Here is a 16479-nt window from a genome sequence, read left to right on the forward strand (position 1 = left end):
GAGTTAATCTTTAGCCGCCATTTCCCAGTTTCGGGCATAACGGGCATATTCAAAAGCCTTGCCTTCCTCTCCGGCATTGTGATAAGCTTTAGAAACCATCATGCCCGCCTCAAATAGCCGCTGATAATCTGCTTTGGTTAGATTTTCGGCAGTCCCCTCTAATACCGGAACCGCCAATTCGATGTATTCTTCAAGCGTATCGGGGTTTTCATTCGCATCAAAGTTTTCCTGAAAAATGAGTGGCCAGAATTGCGCCTTCCCATACACTTTTTTGGAGATCACCCAATACCATTCATTCTCTTTGACGGTATAAACCTGAAGCTCTGAGTTATCATTATCTGATGCTTGTTCTGCCGTGTTTTGTGTCTTAGAACTTTGCTGAGGCTCAGGTTCTGAAGCAGATGCCAACTGTTTATTCTGCACCTCCTTTGCTTCCTTTGTCTCCACCGGAGCTTGAGCTGGTTGTACGTTATCTGAACGAGTTTGTATCTGGCTGGCTGCAGTTCCTTGCTCACCGGGACTCATCAAAAACCAGGCGGAAGCAATCGCTATAATTGCTACTACAAGTACCGCCGCAATCATGACTACCATATTATTATTAGCTTTCTCTCGCTTTTTGGGTGGAGCGGGCGTAACGGTTTGATCGGAATCATGGCTTTTTTCAGCCGCCAATTCCGTCCCTTCTGACGATTCCTCCTCTTCCCCCTCAATCAATTCACTTTCAAGATGTGCATACTTTGCATTCACCGTTTCCCGAAGGGCTTTGTAGGGAGTAAATGTAACCCGTTTATGGGCCGGAATCGTGATCGGCTCGCCGGTTTGCGGATTCTGTCCCTGCCGCTCGGCCACCTCTTTTACTTTAAATCTTCCAAAATTAGTTATTGAGGCTTTCCCATTTTCCTGCAGCTCTTGTTTTACCTTTGCGATAAGTGCCTTCGTAAAAGCCTCGCTCTTATTTTTACTGAAGCCGGTTTTTTGTGAAAGCGCATCTACAATATCACCATATGTAACTTTATCGCTCATTTTATTCTCCGTTCATCTCGTCTTTAAGCACACGGGACTGATTAAAATGCACTACTTTTTTTGGAGGGATCTTCATCATTTGCTCGTAATGCGGGTTATAGGACTTATGCTCGGGCCTGATTTCAGCATGAAAACTCCCAAAACCGGGCAGTGTGAACCCTTTATTTTTTGAAAGCAAGGTCGTTAGGCCATTTACAAAACTATCGTAAAGCTGCTCGGTCTCGGCCTGAGTGAGGTCAAGTTCTTCCGCCAACTCTTTCAATACCTCCGATTTCGTCATAATAGCATGTGTGATATTATATTAGCTGTTTGAGGTGGAATAAATGCTAAAACAGGCAAATAAGCAATTCCAACAGCCCAATGTACGCTCATTGTGGTTTCACTGCTGCTCCAGGATGCGTATTATCCGCTTTAAATAATTTACCGCTATGCTAAGATCATTCATCCCTACAGCCCCGGATTCACACTTTCCTATTCAAAATTTACCTTACGGAGCCTATCAAACGGAATATGGAGATATCCATCTCTGCTCTGCCATTGGCGACTTCGTCATTGACTTGTTTGTTTTGGATGAAGAAGGACTTTTTGATGGCCCTTTGTTAAAAGATCAGTTTGTCTTTCAGGATTCAAGCCTGAATTATTTCCTGAGTTTGGGACAAGCCGCCTGGACAGAGGCCAGGGAAACCCTTCAAGCCTTACTGCACAAAGACAACCCCAGGCTCAGAGATGACGATTTGTTGCATAGCCGGGTGTTCAAAGGCCGGGAAGAAGTTGAAATGGTTCTTCCCTGTGATATCGGAGACTACACCGATTTTTATTCCTCCGAACAACATGCACGCAATGTAGGCAGTATGTTCAGAGATCCGGAAAATGCATTAATGCCTAACTGGAAATATTTGCCGGTTGGCTACCATGGCCGGTCAAGCTCTATTGTTTTAAGCGGAACCGAATTACACCGTCCCAAAGGTCAGATATTACCGGATAATTCGGAAAGTCCTGTATTCAAAGCTTCAGAACGCATCGACTTTGAGTTGGAAATGGGATTTATCACCGGCACTGGCAATAAACTTGGAGAACGAATTCCTGTAAATGAAGCGGAATCCCACATTTTTGGTTTGGCCCTGCTCAACGATTGGAGCGCCCGGGACATACAAAAGTGGGAATATAAGCCACTTGGCCCCTTTTTAGCCAAAAACTGGGCTACATCAATATCACCCTGGATCGTTACGCTTGATGCCCTTAAACCCTTTCGGGTGGAAGCACCGGAGCAATCTCCTGCACCGCTGGAATACCTGGCTCAAACCAACCCAACCACTTTCGATATACAGCTCGAGGTTTACCTGAAGACTTCGAAAATGAATGAACCGGAAAGAATTTGCACCACTAATTACCGGCATCTTTATTGGACCATAGCCCAGCAACTGGCCCATCACACGGTAAATGGTTGTAACATGAGACCGGGCGATCTTTGTGGGTCAGGAACTATCAGTGGAAATGAAAAAGGTACGTTTGGCAGTTTACTCGAATTAGCATGGAATGGCACAGATCCCATCCGACTGCATTCCGGCGAAAGCCGTTCATTTTTGGAAGATGGAGACGAACTAATACTTACCGGATCGGCTCAGGGTGATGGATACCGCATTGGCTTTGGGGAAGTAAAAGGAAAAATTCTTCCGGCTATCAGCTAATAAACCAGATCCCGAAACTGCCGGCCAGTGATATCACAAATAAAAGGTAGGCTTGCTTTACAGGCTTATCGGGAAGGAAATTATAAAGCGGGTTTTCCGTGAAGAATTCTTCAAGTTGTTGGCGCCGGGATTTTTCTTCTTCATCCAGTTCTTCTTCTTTCTTCACCAGAACCTCTGCATCTCCTCCCACCTCTTCCAATCTTTCATTCAGGAACCCGGCAATGGTGTATTGGTCAACCTTTCCAAGATTACTTGCTATCAGGTAAGCAGGCGTACCCACCATAAAAATGGCAATGCTTACGATCGTCTTGTCAACAACCGTAAGTTCAACAAACACGCCCAAGGCCATACTGATAAGTGCCGCTAAACCCATAATGCATAGAAGCGCGCTCAAAACCAGCCTTAATTTCCAGTTTTGAATGCCCTCCAATAAAATCTCAGATCCTTTCATTGCCATGTCCATTGTAATTTCTTTTTAAACGAGAATATGAGTATCCCCGGGTTAGTTTTCAATAGTGGATTTACTCCATTCATCCAACAAAATATTCATCAAAGACCGGGCTGCAGAGCGTGAAACTTGCTCAAGGGTGTCCGGTGCTATTTGGTCATCAACTTCATACGTTACCGCATCAATACCGAAAGTGTGATATAACCAATTTTTTGCAATAGGTGAAGAGGTGTCAAATTCCTCTACGTTGAAAACAACATCCGGGTTTTCTGATAATAATTCTTTGTACCAACGTTGTGTGATATTATCAGGAACGGTCTCAACTTCTTCATCTATCGGGTAGAAAATATTTTCATTGGTTGAATGAAAGTCAATCCCATAAAACATTTTTCTCTCATCGTCATCCGCTAAAGGGCTCAATGCGTCCCGAACCACTTGTGTTTCAGGCTGATTAAAATTTTCCCAATCCCGGTTCAAGTCAATTCCACCGGCGTTGTGCCGCCAGTGTCCCATTGCCACTCCGTCAGGGTTTATCATCGGATAGGCTTTAATCACAAATGTTTCCCTGAATTTTTGAGCCAACTCTGTGTCAGAAGTCAGTTCCTCTAAAAACAACAAAGAGGCAATATACCCGGTTACTTCAGGCGGATGTTGCCGGCCTATTATTGCCAATACGGGAGCTTTCTCACCGGGTGAGGTTTCGGTGATATTCAATTCCCAAATAGGTCGGCCCATTTTGGACGTTCCGGCTTCCTGAATGGACACATACTCTCTGCCCAGGATGTTTCGCCGTTTTAACTCATCTTTTAGACTTGAAGGAGTTTTTAAAGGCTGTGCACTGAGGATGATCGGCTCGGGAGCAAGAAGCACCTCTATGGTCCCTGTTCCGGTGAGTGAATCATATTCTGCCGGTAATTCCATCTGCTTTTTCCAGCGGCTGTCGTTTGAACTGCGACTTAACAACTTTGGAACATATCGGTGCTCCGCATCTTTATAATCGATACGGATCTTCGCCATTCGAACCGTGTCGCTCCATACTTTAAAAGCATACCAGGGACTGTTATTAATTGGTCCATTTTCCGGCTCAATAAAAACCTCAAACATGCTGTCATTTACCGCATAGAAATCGTTTAATCGTGCACCTTCAAATTCATTACTGACCCAAACCCTGGGTTCTCCCGCCCCAATTATTCTTTTGGGCTGAATGGTGATCTCCTTATCCTTGGTATTTGTTACATCAGGAGGATCATAAGAGAAGCCGGTAAATTCTTCCGAACTTTTGCAGGATATCAACAGAAAAGAGCAAACAAAGACCAATCCAATGTATTTAATCATAAAAGAAAAACTGCTTAAACTTATGTTTTAATGAAACCGCACATTCGCTTATACTTGGCTAACGCAAATATATATTAACGGCTTGATTACTTCTAATTTAAAACTTCTAATTTGGTTGCCCTGTTTTATACTCTTCTGGGGCTGGATGACACCTTCCGGTTTTGCTCAGGATGATGATGTTGCAATATCCAGGGTTTGGAAAGTCAGTATAGAAGGTAATGAAACATTTGAGGATATTGTTATCAAGAATGTGATTTCCAACGAGGCACCATCTCCCCTTAAAAAGCTGATATTTTGGAAGATGGTGGGGCACCGGCTTAATGAAAATGAAGTAAAGCGGGACGTTATACGAATAGAGCGGTTTTACCAGCGCCGGGGCTTCGATGATGTAAGAGTGAGCTACCGGATCGAAGAACTGAATAAGACCTGGCGCAAGGAAGTGATCTTCGAGATCATTGAAAATGCCCCGATTCGAATTCGGTCTGTTGATTTTACTCTTTCTGTCTCTGACAGGGACAGTGCCTTCATCAAAACCAACGATGAGATCAATGAACTGAAAAATGATCTTCCCTTTAAAACCGGGCAACGCTATGAGACTGCAAATAAATCAGAGATCGAAGGACGGCTTGTAGGTTTATTCAAGAATCAGGGCTTTCCCTACGCACAAAGTACCATTCAGGCAAATGTAGACAGTTCTGCTAAAACAGCCGATGTAACCTTCCTGAACGAACTTGGCCCACGAGCCCGTTTCGATTCTGTTTTAGTTGAAAATGCAGATAACTTTGAAGAGAAATATGTGGTCAGAGAAACCGGAATAAAACGAGGACATGTATTCAGTGAACGCAAGATCAGGGATGCACAGCGAGAAGTTTTCAGCCACCATATGCTACGGTTTGCATTGGTATCCATACCGGATCAACCCAAAGACTCCACCATTAACGTGCTTATAAGAGTGCGTGAAATGCCGCAGCGGTCGGTCGAACTTTTAGGAGGTATTGGAAACCTCACCCGGCTTGATGATGGTTTTGCGGATGCCTATAAACTTTTCAGAGGGCAAGCTTCATGGACGCATCGTAACGTGCGCGGCCGGGGCGAACGTTTTAATATCACGGGAAGAGCCTCCGCAATCGAGCAAAGGCTTTCGATGAATTACCTGTTTCCTTACCTGTACAATACCAAGAGTTCATTGAATATTTCCCCGTTTTGGGAGCATAAACTTGAACCATCCTATGAGATCTATCGAGGCGGTGCCACGACGAGTTTCCTTTATCAATACAGTTCTAATTTTACGAGCGCAGTTTCATACGAGTATTCACAGAATAATGAGACCACTCAAAACTCACAAGTTAGCTTACCCGACTCCATAGTTGCCTACAATGTATCTTCATTCAACATGAATGCCTATTACACAAAGAACTTCCGAAGAGGACGTGAGGGATGGTCGCTTCAGCCATTTTGGGATCTCTCCGGTTTATTCGGTGAATCATCCTTTAGCTTTCAGAAAGCCGGGCTGGATACACGAAAGTTCACAATGCTCACAGATTATCTCGTACTGGCAAAACGCCTGAACTTCGCCGGCATTTATTATTCCAAACAGGATTCCCTGCCTTCCGATGTACGCATTTATAATGGAGGAACCAATTCCGTTCGGGGATGGAACCGCCATGAACTGGGACCCAAGCGAGCCATCCTGAATGAAGACGGAGCATTTGACCGATATGTCCCGATTGGAGGACGCGCCACCCTTAGCTTTACAGCGGAGTTGAGATTAGATCTTAGCGACCTTCTCAAACGATTTGGGATCGCTGTTTTTTTAGATGGTGGGCAGGTTTGGCGTAATTTCATGTCCATGGGCACAACGCCTTTGCAATACGGTGCTGGCGGAGGTTTTCGATATCAATCCCCCATTGGGCCAATCCGGATTGATATTGCCTATAAACTAAATCCTACGGATGAGGATCTGAGAATTTACCAAGGGGTTAACTATGGGAGTGCCTGGAACCGCTGGGGACTTCATTTTAGCATCGGGCAAGCATTTTGACTATGAGTGAGCAAAAACCACATATCATAGTACGATTGCTGAAATCAGCCGGATGGCTTGTGCTTACTTTGGCAGTATTAGCCTTTGGTTTTCGCTATTCTCTCAAAACGGATGCGGTACACAAACTGGCGAAAAATAAAGCCGTTTCTTTTGGGAATGACTACTTGAATGGCAAGCTTGGCATCGGAGAGATCAAGGGAGATCTATGGAAGGATTTTCGCGTTCAGGATCTGTATATCACCAACGAAAAAGACACGGTTGTTTCGCTGGAAGAACTTCACCTGGAATACAACATCTGGGATCTGCTGAACCAAACTTTTACGGCTTCTAATCTTGAACTTTCGGGACTATATGCCAATATCCGGGAAACAGAAAAAGGCCGTTTTAACCTTCAAGACCTGGTTAAAACTGATACAACTATTCAAGATTCTACATCATCCTCCTTTGGTATCAACCTGCAGCACATCGCAATTCAACATAGCGAATTGGATGTCTGGATGCCCTCTTATCTCCCCGACAGTACACTCAAAGTAAATGAGCTGAATGCAACGGCCGGCTTTCAACTGATAGATGAGATCTCAGGCTCCCTTCATTCCCTTTCATTCCGCCTGAAAGAAGGTCGCCTGCCCCAACCTATCTCGCTGGAAATGGCCGCTTCCTATGACAACAAACTCATTACTTTAAATCAACTGGTGCTGGAAACCGGAAAAACCCTTATTCGGGCAAATGGACAAACGAATCTCGCCGATTCTACCCTGAACGCGGAAGTCAACACTCAACCTTTCGCCATCAAGGATATTGAATCGTACCTGGATATGCATGCGCCCATTCCTGACGATCAGCTTCAACTTTCGCTAAAAGCAGGCGGCCGGCTAGACTCCCTGAACCTGGAACTTACCGGCGAAGGCACCGGCTTTGATGAGCTTCTGATGATCTCCAACCTGTCGTTAAACACATCTCCTTCTCTAAACAAGTTCGGGTTTTCCGTAAAAAATATAGATCTCGGCTATTTCACACAAGATTCCGTTAACGCACAATTTGGAGAGATCCAGGGTACGGTTGAAGGAAAAATGTCACAGAACCCAGAACAGATGGATGTAACCTGGGGCGCAACCATTCATGAAATAGTTTATGAAGACTATCAGCTTGAAATGGTATATGGCAGCGGAACGGTAAAAGACGGCGTCGCCCAGGCAACCATTGAGGCAAAAGACGGAAAAGACCACATTGCTACTTACACAAACATTTATGACTTGTTTTCTGAAAAACCCGACTGGGACCTTCGCTTAAATGTTGATCACATCGACCTTGGGTGGTGGCTTCGCGATGCGGACATAAATGGCCGACTCAGCTTTGTATCAGAGTTTAAGGGAAAGGGCTTTTCCTTAAGCGAAGACCCCTGGACTTTTTCGGTTTCAAAGCCCATAAGGCCTGTTTTCAACTTTCCTGAGGGCATTAGTATGTTGACCGCTTCCAGGGAAGAAGTGCAAAAATACAGGAGTTACACACGAGATACCCTTATCATCAATGACCAGAAATTTGCAAACATTGATGTTAATGGAACCATCAGCAGGGATCAGGTCACCGCAAAAGGCTTTGTGCAGCTTATTGAAAATAAGATCGAATTGGATGCACTGGTCCAAAATTACCTGGAAGAAACGCCCTCTTATGAATACCGTATCACTACCAAAGAATTCAATGCTTCCGAGATTCACGCCGTTGAAGACCTCCCCACCTCGATCAATCTCAAACTTACCGGGAATGGTTCTTCTTTCAACCCGGATGACATCGAGCTGCAAACCCGGCTATCCGTTGACTCCAGCTTTGTGAATGGAGCTGTTCTGGATTCCCTCAACATTAAAGCAGGTTTGAACGGGAATATCTTCACCATAGAACAGGGCCGCCTTGCCAGTGAAGCCATTTCAGGAACGTTCTCAGGCCGCCGTAACATCACGGATGTAACCGATCCCAAAAACGATATTGCCCTGAATATGGAAGTTAAAAACATCCAGCCCCTTGCTCGTACCGTTGGGGTAGAAGTGCTGAATGCGAAGGGGAATATCTCGGGTAACATCACCAATGAAACCGAAGAACAGCTTAAATTTTCGGGAAATGTAGACCTTGCTGATGTCCGCTACGATACGCTGTTTTCTGCCCAAAGCATTTCCGGGAAAACTACCGTTATGATTGGTTTGCAGTATGGATATGACCTGTCATTGGACATTAATGAGCCTGCCTTCAACGGCCTTAGTCTCGAAGATGTCCGGCTTCAGACCACGGGAATTGCTTCTCCGGATTCGGTTTTAGGTTCTTTCAATTTTGAGGTCATAAGCTCCGATGCCGGACGCATATCGCAAACCGGAAGTTATCATATTACTCCCAAAAGCTGGCAAACCGAGATGATGTGGAGCAGCTTTGAGTTTGAAACTCCCGCCCGAACCCTCACTCTTCAGCAGCCTTTTCATCTTTCCTATAAAAATGCTTCTATCCAATCGGATACGCTTAAACTAGAATCGAAAGAAGGCACCTATCTCGATCTTGCCATCCCTTATGCCGACTCCACTTCGCAGGATATTTGGGTAGAAGGGCAGGATTTTGATTTTGGGGTGATACAGGAGATTCTGTTTGATGAGCGTTTCGTTGATGGGGTGCTTTCCGGACAACTGGTAGTTCACAATAATAGTAATGAACTCACCGGCAGCGGAGCACTTTCTTTTACAAGATTGGCTTATCAGGGAACAAATTTCGACCGGCTGAATCTGGGTTTTGATCTCAGGGAAGAGCGGCTGAAAGCCAACCTTAATGTCACCATGGAAGGGGAAGAAAAAATGGTTGGAACCCTTGATGTCCCGTTCATCCCCGCCGACCCAAATACGCTCAGCGATGAATTTTTTATGGAGCCGGTAAATGGAGAATTGATTATTCATCCTGTGGCTTTGTCGGAATTCAAAGACTTGCTGGCTAATTTCAATATCACAGAAACCGAAGGCGTTCTGAGTTTTAACGGAAATTTATCCGGCACTGCAGGCGAACCCGATATGAGCGGGGTATTTCGCTTGGCAAATCCTACATTATCCGGAGTAAAGATAGATTCCGCTTTTGCAGATCTCAGATACCATCACCGGCAAAAGAAAATAACAGCTACCGCAAATATTGACGCAAAAGGCCAAAGGGCAGCCTCCATAAATGCAGCATTTCCCGTTTCCATGGATTTCCGCACGTTCGCCCTCACTATGCCTGAACCAACCGACTCCCTGCATGTAAATGTGGTGACTGACCAGTTTAATATTTCCGTATTCAATGATTTCCTCGATAAAGAATACACCCGAAACCTGAGAGGTATTCTAAATGCCGAGCTTACCATTGACGGCCCTTTCAACCAGGTTCAGCCCACCGGATTTATGAGCCTCCATAGTGGCCATTTGAGCATTCCCATTGCCGGAATTTCCCTTAATTCGATCAACTCGGAGCTGGAATTTACCGAAAACGGCCTCTTGCTAAACAGTTTTAGCATGAAAAGCGGTGGAGCTTTTACCGCAAATGGAACCATCAAACTGGACGGACTTACCCCCTCCGGTATGGACATCAACGCGAAGGCAACTCGCTTCCAGGCTGCCAATACCGATAATTACAATTTCACGATCGACCTCGACAGCCGTTTGTCCGGAAACCCGCTGCGCCCAAAAGTATCCGGGAGGCTGGCTGTTAAAAATGGATTCATATTCTTGCAGGACTTTGGTGAAAAATCGGTTGAAGCGGTTACCCTGGAAGATGAAGAAGTATCCTCTTTTAGTCCTTATGACTCTTTGGCTATTGACATGCAGTTTGTCATCGAACGAAACTTCCTGGTACGCAACCGCCGCTACCTGGACATGGAAATCGCACTCACCGGAGAACTTGATGCCCAAAAATCAACGGATGAAGAACTCGAACTCTTTGGTACCTTAAATGCCCAGAGAGGGTATGTTCGTCCTCTTGGCAAACAATTTAATCTTGAGGAAGGAACTTTTACTTTCAGCGGGCCGGTTGCTGAACCGGATATTTTTATCAGAACCAGCTACATCCCACAAACCGCTCAAAAACAAACGGGCAATCCCATTACGCTGTTTTATATAATTGAAGGAAATGCACAAGACCCTGACTTTAGGTTTGAAAGTGAACCTTACATGGAGCAGCAGGACATCATCTGTTATACCTTGTTCAATAAACCATGCTACGCGTTGGAATCATGGCAACAAGTGGTAAGCGGTGGAGGCAGTTCTGCGCCTACCGACCTTTTGGTTGACGTGCTACTCAATGAAGTTGAAACACTGGCAACTCAACAGCTGGGGATCGATGTGGTGCAAATTGATAACTCCAGTTCCGAAGGCAAGACTTCCATCAAAACCGGTTGGTATTTGAACCGAAGAACCTTCTTTGCCGTCATTAATGAGATCAGCGGTTCAACCCCTGAAACCCTCTTCATTTTGGAATATCTGCTGAATGAAAATCTTGACCTCATCATCACCCAAGGCGACGATAACCGGCAGGGAATTGATCTCCGCTGGCAGTATGATTATTAATGGTGTTTGAGTGCTACAGTGTTGAGACAATCACTGTAACACCATCGCACCAAATCACTAAAAATCACAAGTCTCGCCTCGGCAGCATTCTTCGGCATTGATTCCGCAAGCGGCGCATTGTCCGTGGCCATGTACCCAAACCAATTCTGCGATCTGACCGCAAAACTGACACCGACGCTGTTGTTTTTGGGTTGAACCGGATTTGGATTCAGGCCGGATTTTAGAATCAGTTGTCTTCGGTGAGTTCGGCATAAGCTACTTCTATGTTAGCGCTGAGCGGGAGTCGCCATCCCGGTGCTTTAAATTCCTCAAAACCGTCAAGAGTTTCAACAGCTTTCAATTCTTCGAGTGATTTACCAGCTGAAATTCCCTTTTCGGTATAATTTAGCAGCGCAGTCAAAAAATCTCGTTTCAACATCAAATCACTTTTATCGCCGGTGATTCCATAATCTGTATTTCCATGGCCAAAAATATAGATCACATCTGCAGGATATTCATCAGCTACTGTTTCCAGCGTAGTGATCCAGTTTGAAATAGAAGCGCCCGAACCCCGATCGATAAATGGATGTGCCCGATTGAACATCAGATCTCCCATGTGAATCACGTTGGCCTTCTCAAAATAGATCACCGTATCTCCACCGGTATGCGCCGGCCCATAATGAGTGAGCCGAATGGTTTCATCGCCTACATCGGTCGTCCATGTTTTGGAATATGTGGTATCCGGATAAACCTGAGCATCCAATGCTTCCTTCCCATTTCTTTCCGCTGCTGCTTTTTGTAAATCAGGTACGTTTTCATGAGCTACAATGCGTTTCACTTTACCTTCAAAAGCCGGGTTACCTGCGGTGTGATCTCCGTGATGATGGGTATTGATTAGCATATCAAAAGCAGCATCTCCCATGTCTTCCAGGCCGGAAATACAAGTCCGCGCTGATTCCGGAAATTGGGAATCTATAACCACAATGCCATCCTTATTTACCAGCCAGCCGATGGTTCCACCTGAACCCACAAAAGTACCCACATTTCGGCGCAGTGTGGTGAAGGGACTTTCTTGTCCCAGCGCAAAAAGTTTATGAAAAGGAAGCGTAGCAGCGGCTCCCATTAAAGCAGATTTTAGCAAAAATTCCCGACGATCCATAGTCTTTAAGTTAGGTTATAAAATGAATTTTATGCCGTAATTAACGAAAAAAATCGAAGCATTCATTCCCGGTTGAATATGGGAACATCCAACAAGGAACATCGAATATTGAAGGGAGAAGTTTTTTTCTTGCCAACGCAAAGCATTTGATACGAGGGACGAATTTATCCTTTTCAGGTCTTTTCAGATTCAGCCTCGTTCCTACGCTCTGCGTTGAAACGAAAATGTTGCAATGATGTTACTGTCACTAGTCAACCCTCAGCTCATTCCGCGGTAACGGCCGGGTTTGTGGTTGATCGCCAGAATGATATTCAACGCCACAGCGGCCAGCACTGAAAAAGCCAGTGCTTTCCAATCCACGATAAAGAACGCCGCAGATATGATCAGCGTATCGGCTACCATCTGGAATTTACCGGCACTGATCTGAAAATATTCCTGCACGTAAATAGAGAGAATGTTCAGCCCGCCCAAACTGGCCTTGTGACGAAACAGCATCAGCAAACCACTACCGATCAGAAATCCCCCGAAAACAGCCGCAAACCAGGGGTTGATGTAGCCAAACTCAAAGATCTTCGGAATATATTCGGTGAGAAATGAAACGCCGGAAACTGCCAAAAAGGTCTTTATGGTAAAATCCCAACCCAGTTTTTTGATCGCCAACAGGTAAAACGGAATATTGATCACAAAGAACACAGAGCCAAAAGTAAGATCTGTAGCGTACTGTGTGAGAAAAGCCACACCGGCCGTACCGCCGATCAGGAAATTCATGTGCGAAAAGATCGAAATACCAAAAGCGGCCAGCAGTGAGCCAATAATAATGCCTTGCACATCATCCAGAATGCTGTGTTTTTGGGTCTCTTGTTCTTTAGAAATGGATGGTTTTGATTTCTCTTTTTGAGGGGAATGAGTGGTATTCTCTTGGGTCATTTAAGTGGTTGGTTCATCCCGGATAAGCAGTAAAATAGCTGCATGAGGGACGATTAGATATTTTTCGTTTTCAAATTCAATTTCGTAAGCCTGCTTTTTCAGGAAGATCGCCAGATCACTTTCCTGCGCCTGCATGCCAATATATTTGGTGTCGGTGCTACCCTTCCAGGTCTCCTCGATATCGGTATTTGGGATGGGATAACCGGGCCCGGTTTTCACGATATAGCCGCTTTGAATTTCTTCCTTTTCTTTCACCGAAGCCGGAAGCACCAGCCCACTGCGGGTATGGGTTTCCATGTCCCGGGGTTTGATGAGCACGCGGTCGCCCACCACTACAAATTTCTCAATGGAGTTCAGATATTCCTGGATCATACTGTCTTGATTTTCTATGGTGAAAGATACGGAATTTGAAACTTTGAAAAACCGTTAGTGTAAATCAGCAAATACATTTACTCATCAGAAATATCATGGAAAACAAACTTTGTGTTATTACCGGTGCCAACTCAGGAATTGGATTTGAAACCGCCAAGGCCCTTGCTCAAAAAGGGGCGTATGTGGTGATGGTCTGCCGTAATGAGGAAAAAGCAAAAGCGGCGATGGAAGAGATCATACAAGAAACCGGTCATGCCGGCATCGAGATCGTGTTGTGTGATTTTGCTATCCAGGCTGAAATTCATCAGGCCGCCGATACCATCAAACAAAAATTTGAGAAGATCGATGTACTGATCAACAACCACGGCTTTTTAGCTTCAGAACGTAATGAAACGGTAGATGGACTAGAAGAAACCTTCGCGGTAAACCACATCGGCTACTTCTTGTTCACCAACTTACTGCTGGATCACCTGAAATCTGCTGATCATGCCCGCGTTATCAATGTAGCTTCCGAAGCTCACCGCGCCGGAGAGTTTGATCCCGATAACCTTCAGCTGGAGGATGGCTTTAAACCGTTCAAGGCGTATGGCAATTCAAAGCTTTTCAATATCCTCTTCACCAAAGAACTGGCTCATCGTTTAAGGGATACTTCCGTAACCGCCAACTGCCTGCATCCAGGACTGGTTGGGTCGAATTTTGGTCAGAGCGGAAATTTGTTGGTTTGACTGTTTTATACCCTGGGCAAACCGTTTATGACGTCGAATAAAGAAGGCGCTCAAACCTCCATCTATCTGGCCAGCTCCGAGGAAGTGCGAAATACCAGCGGCCAGTATTTCAAAAACAAAAAAGCATCCACGCCAAGCAGAATTGCCCGGGACATGGATGCCGCAAAAAAATTATGGGAGATCAGCAATAAGCTATGTGGGCTTTAACCCGGTTCATTCAAATTAAAAACCCCTTACTCATTTAATGTTCAGTTTCGAGACTACGATACCGGCAATCATAACCACTGCTGAAATAATAATTGGCGTATAATCTCCGGTGCTGATGGCTACATCTGCACCAAAAGCTTCAAAAGATTCTGACTCCTGAAAATATTGATAGCCAAAATAAATCACTCCCAATAAGCCTCCGGCTGTCAGTATGCTTCCTATCGTTTTTTTCATAATGTTTAATTTTATTACGATTGAATTATTGAGAGTACTTTTTTTGAATTTTGTTTCAAAGGCCGTTAAAAAACTCTATAAAACAAAAAAGCCCGGCTGTTACCGGGCTTGTGATCTCAAAAGAAATTACGATCAGTATGAAGCATACACACTGGTTGTGCCATCTTCCTTAACCAGCAGCACATCATAATTATCCGGTGTGCGGCCGGGAGTTTCCATTCCGGGTGAGCCGATAGGCATTCCGGGCACCGCAAGGCCTACAACTCCTTCCGGACGTTCTTTCAGCAGCCGTTCCACTTCCGCACGGGGCACATGCCCTTCTACCACGTATCCATCAATAAGTGCGGTATGACAGGAGGCCAGTTCCGGGGTGATCCCATTATCTCTTTTCACCTGCATTAGTACGGGCACGGGCACTTCTTCTACGGCAAATTCTCCTTCCATCATGTGAGAGCCCCAGCGAGTACAACACTGACAACCTTCGTTTTTATACATGGTTACCTGGGTCTTATCAGATAGTAAGTTATTGGATGAATTGCCCGGCCAGAATAAAAAGGCAGCAACGCCTGCAGTTACCAACAGGCCTATGATCAAAATTTTGTTGTTATTCATGTTCTTTACAGTCGGATTCAAATTTGATGTGCGCCAAGATAACCCGTTTGAGGTACATTTGTTATATCCAACCCGGGGAAATTTTGTCTGCCAAAAAAAAGAAGCCCTTAAGAGCTTCATTCTTTTAATACATAATGAGCATTCGAGATGAAATTATCTTTGGATGTTCAATATCACTTGCCCGAAGTTCTACCGCTCCTTCAGTACGCCCGACAAATTCAGCTTATGGATCGGGATCAAATACGAGGACAACATTTCATCTTTGTGAATCCCGAGTTCCCCTGTTCCCCGAAAATCAACCATACACACTTTTTCTGCGGTTTGAACCACTTCCCCGATGCCGTAGTACTCCGGACTGGGCCCGTAATACACCAAGTCGCCCGTCTTCAGCACGTTATTCGCCCTCCGGTGATACGGCATGATCACCGGTAACAGATCCAGTCGGTAAGGAAGTCGTCGTTTCTTGGAGAGTGCCATCACTCTTGCTTGTTCTGATGAATAATAATTTCTCTTTCTGAGCCTGACCGATGGTTAATTTCGACCTCAAAGGCATCTTCGGGGATCAAAGACGATATCTTTTCCGGCCACTCGATCAGGCAAACGCCGTCACCGTAAAAGTATTCTTCGGCTCCAATTTCCAGGGCTTCTTGTTCGCGTTCTAAACGATAGCAGTCGAAATGATACACCGGAATGCGGCCGGAATATTCATGGATCAAAGTATACGTAGGTGAACTGACTTTTTCAGGTTTGATCCCAAATGCCGAAGCCACGCCTTTCACAAAATGTGTTTTTCCGGCACCCAGATCGCCTTTCAGGCAAATGATATCGCCCGGTTTCAGTTGCTTACCAAACTCATATCCGGTACGAATGGTTTCCTCAACCGAATGGCTTATGATGGTTTTTGATGTAGACACGTTCTTCTGCAAAAACTTCTTTGAAAATTGACCTCAAAGATACCACGCTTTTGATTCAAAGTTTATTCCCAAAAAGGGAAGGTCCTGCGAAACAAAGATGTACCGCGTCTCTCCAGAGTCGCGTGTTTGTGCTTTCGTCTTTGGAAAGGAATCGTTCCGTGAACTTGTCTACAAACAAGAGAAAGAAAAAACAGCGATAACGGTGCGGAAATACGCTCCAACGCAGATCGCAGGAGCGAGGTAGAAAAGAACT

16 protein-coding genes are annotated in these 16479 nt (G+C 45.0%); 5 read left to right on the top strand and 11 right to left on the bottom strand.

The window, feature by feature from the left end; translation table 11 throughout:
• Positions 1-3: 3 nt before the first annotated feature.
• Both B151_RS18655 and B151_RS0112060 read right to left on the bottom strand, forming a co-directional pair.
• Complete coding sequence (locus B151_RS18655; RefSeq protein ID WP_020403895.1) at positions 4-1023, bottom strand: HU family DNA-binding protein; 1020 nt, start codon at positions 1021-1023, stop codon at positions 4-6.
• A 1-nt stretch (position 1024) separates the two neighbouring features.
• The gene (locus B151_RS0112060; RefSeq protein ID WP_020403896.1) at positions 1025-1303 is read right to left on the bottom strand and encodes an HU family DNA-binding protein; all 279 of its coding nucleotides are present in this window, start codon (positions 1301-1303) and stop codon (positions 1025-1027) included.
• A 148-nt stretch (positions 1304-1451) separates the two neighbouring features.
• Between B151_RS0112060 and fahA the strand changes: the two genes are divergently transcribed.
• Positions 1452-2711, top strand: coding sequence for a fumarylacetoacetase (fahA, locus tag B151_RS0112065; RefSeq protein WP_020403897.1), 1260 nt, complete (start codon positions 1452-1454; stop codon positions 2709-2711).
• Here the strand turns inward: fahA and B151_RS0112070 are convergent.
• Positions 2704-3162 carry a hypothetical protein gene (locus tag B151_RS0112070; protein ID WP_157470975.1) on the bottom strand — a complete coding sequence of 153 codons (459 nt, stop codon included), beginning with the start codon at positions 3160-3162 and terminating at the stop codon, positions 2704-2706. The genes fahA and B151_RS0112070 overlap by 8 nt on opposite strands.
• Positions 3163-3213: 51 nt before the next feature.
• Positions 3214-4494, bottom strand: a complete 1281-nt coding sequence (locus B151_RS0112075) for a M14 family metallopeptidase (protein ID WP_020403899.1) — start codon at positions 4492-4494, stop codon at positions 3214-3216.
• A gap of 115 nt (positions 4495-4609) precedes the next feature.
• Between B151_RS0112075 and B151_RS0112080 the strand changes: the two genes are divergently transcribed.
• Both B151_RS0112080 and B151_RS0112085 read left to right on the top strand, forming a co-directional pair.
• Positions 4610-6535 (top strand): BamA/TamA family outer membrane protein, encoded by a 1926-nt coding sequence (locus tag B151_RS0112080; RefSeq protein ID WP_026166640.1) that lies wholly within the window; start codon positions 4610-4612, stop codon positions 6533-6535.
• A 2-nt stretch (positions 6536-6537) separates the two neighbouring features.
• Entirely contained in the window at positions 6538-11097 is a 4560-nt protein-coding gene (locus tag B151_RS0112085) for a translocation/assembly module TamB domain-containing protein (protein WP_020403901.1), read from the top strand.
• 226 nt (positions 11098-11323) lie between these two features.
• On the opposite strand, the gene B151_RS0112090 is transcribed toward B151_RS0112085, so the two are convergent.
• From B151_RS0112090 to B151_RS0112100, 3 genes are all read right to left on the bottom strand, one after another.
• Positions 11324-12235, bottom strand: coding sequence for an MBL fold metallo-hydrolase (locus tag B151_RS0112090; RefSeq protein ID WP_020403902.1), 912 nt, complete (start codon positions 12233-12235; stop codon positions 11324-11326).
• 258 nt (positions 12236-12493) lie between these two features.
• Positions 12494-13162, bottom strand: coding sequence for a YitT family protein (locus B151_RS0112095; RefSeq protein WP_020403903.1), 669 nt, complete (start codon positions 13160-13162; stop codon positions 12494-12496).
• Positions 13163-13534 (bottom strand): co-chaperone GroES, encoded by a 372-nt coding sequence (locus B151_RS0112100; RefSeq protein WP_020403904.1) that lies wholly within the window; start codon positions 13532-13534, stop codon positions 13163-13165.
• Positions 13535-13629: 95 nt separating this feature from the next.
• On the opposite strand from B151_RS0112100, the gene B151_RS18660 reads away from it, so the two are divergent.
• Entirely contained in the window at positions 13630-14259 is a 630-nt protein-coding gene (locus B151_RS18660; protein ID WP_020403905.1) for an SDR family oxidoreductase, read from the top strand.
• Positions 14260-14286: 27 nt separating this feature from the next.
• On the top strand, positions 14287-14466 hold the full coding sequence (locus B151_RS20270) for a hypothetical protein (protein ID WP_020403906.1): 180 nt from the start codon (positions 14287-14289) through the stop codon (positions 14464-14466).
• A gap of 30 nt (positions 14467-14496) precedes the next feature.
• Here B151_RS20270 and B151_RS0112110 read toward each other — a convergent pair whose 3' ends face one another.
• The 4 genes from B151_RS0112110 to tsaE all read right to left on the bottom strand — a co-directional run bounded on the left by B151_RS0112110 (position 14497) and on the right by tsaE (position 16226).
• Complete coding sequence (locus B151_RS0112110) at positions 14497-14700, bottom strand: hypothetical protein (RefSeq protein WP_020403907.1); 204 nt, start codon at positions 14698-14700, stop codon at positions 14497-14499.
• Between the two features lie 132 nt (positions 14701-14832).
• On the bottom strand, positions 14833-15312 hold the full coding sequence (locus B151_RS0112115; RefSeq protein WP_026166641.1) for a DUF411 domain-containing protein: 480 nt from the start codon (positions 15310-15312) through the stop codon (positions 14833-14835).
• A 189-nt stretch (positions 15313-15501) separates the two neighbouring features.
• Positions 15502-15789, bottom strand: a complete 288-nt coding sequence (locus B151_RS0112120) for a hypothetical protein (protein WP_020403909.1) — start codon at positions 15787-15789, stop codon at positions 15502-15504.
• Complete coding sequence (tsaE, locus tag B151_RS0112125; RefSeq protein ID WP_020403910.1) at positions 15789-16226, bottom strand: tRNA (adenosine(37)-N6)-threonylcarbamoyltransferase complex ATPase subunit type 1 TsaE; 438 nt, start codon at positions 16224-16226, stop codon at positions 15789-15791. Before tsaE ends, B151_RS0112120 begins: the two co-directional genes overlap by 1 nt.
• Positions 16227-16479 lie beyond the last annotated feature (253 nt).

This window comes from Gracilimonas tropica DSM 19535 (assembly GCF_000375425.1).
Taxonomy (GTDB): Bacteria; Bacteroidota; Rhodothermia; order Balneolales; family Balneolaceae; genus Gracilimonas; species Gracilimonas tropica.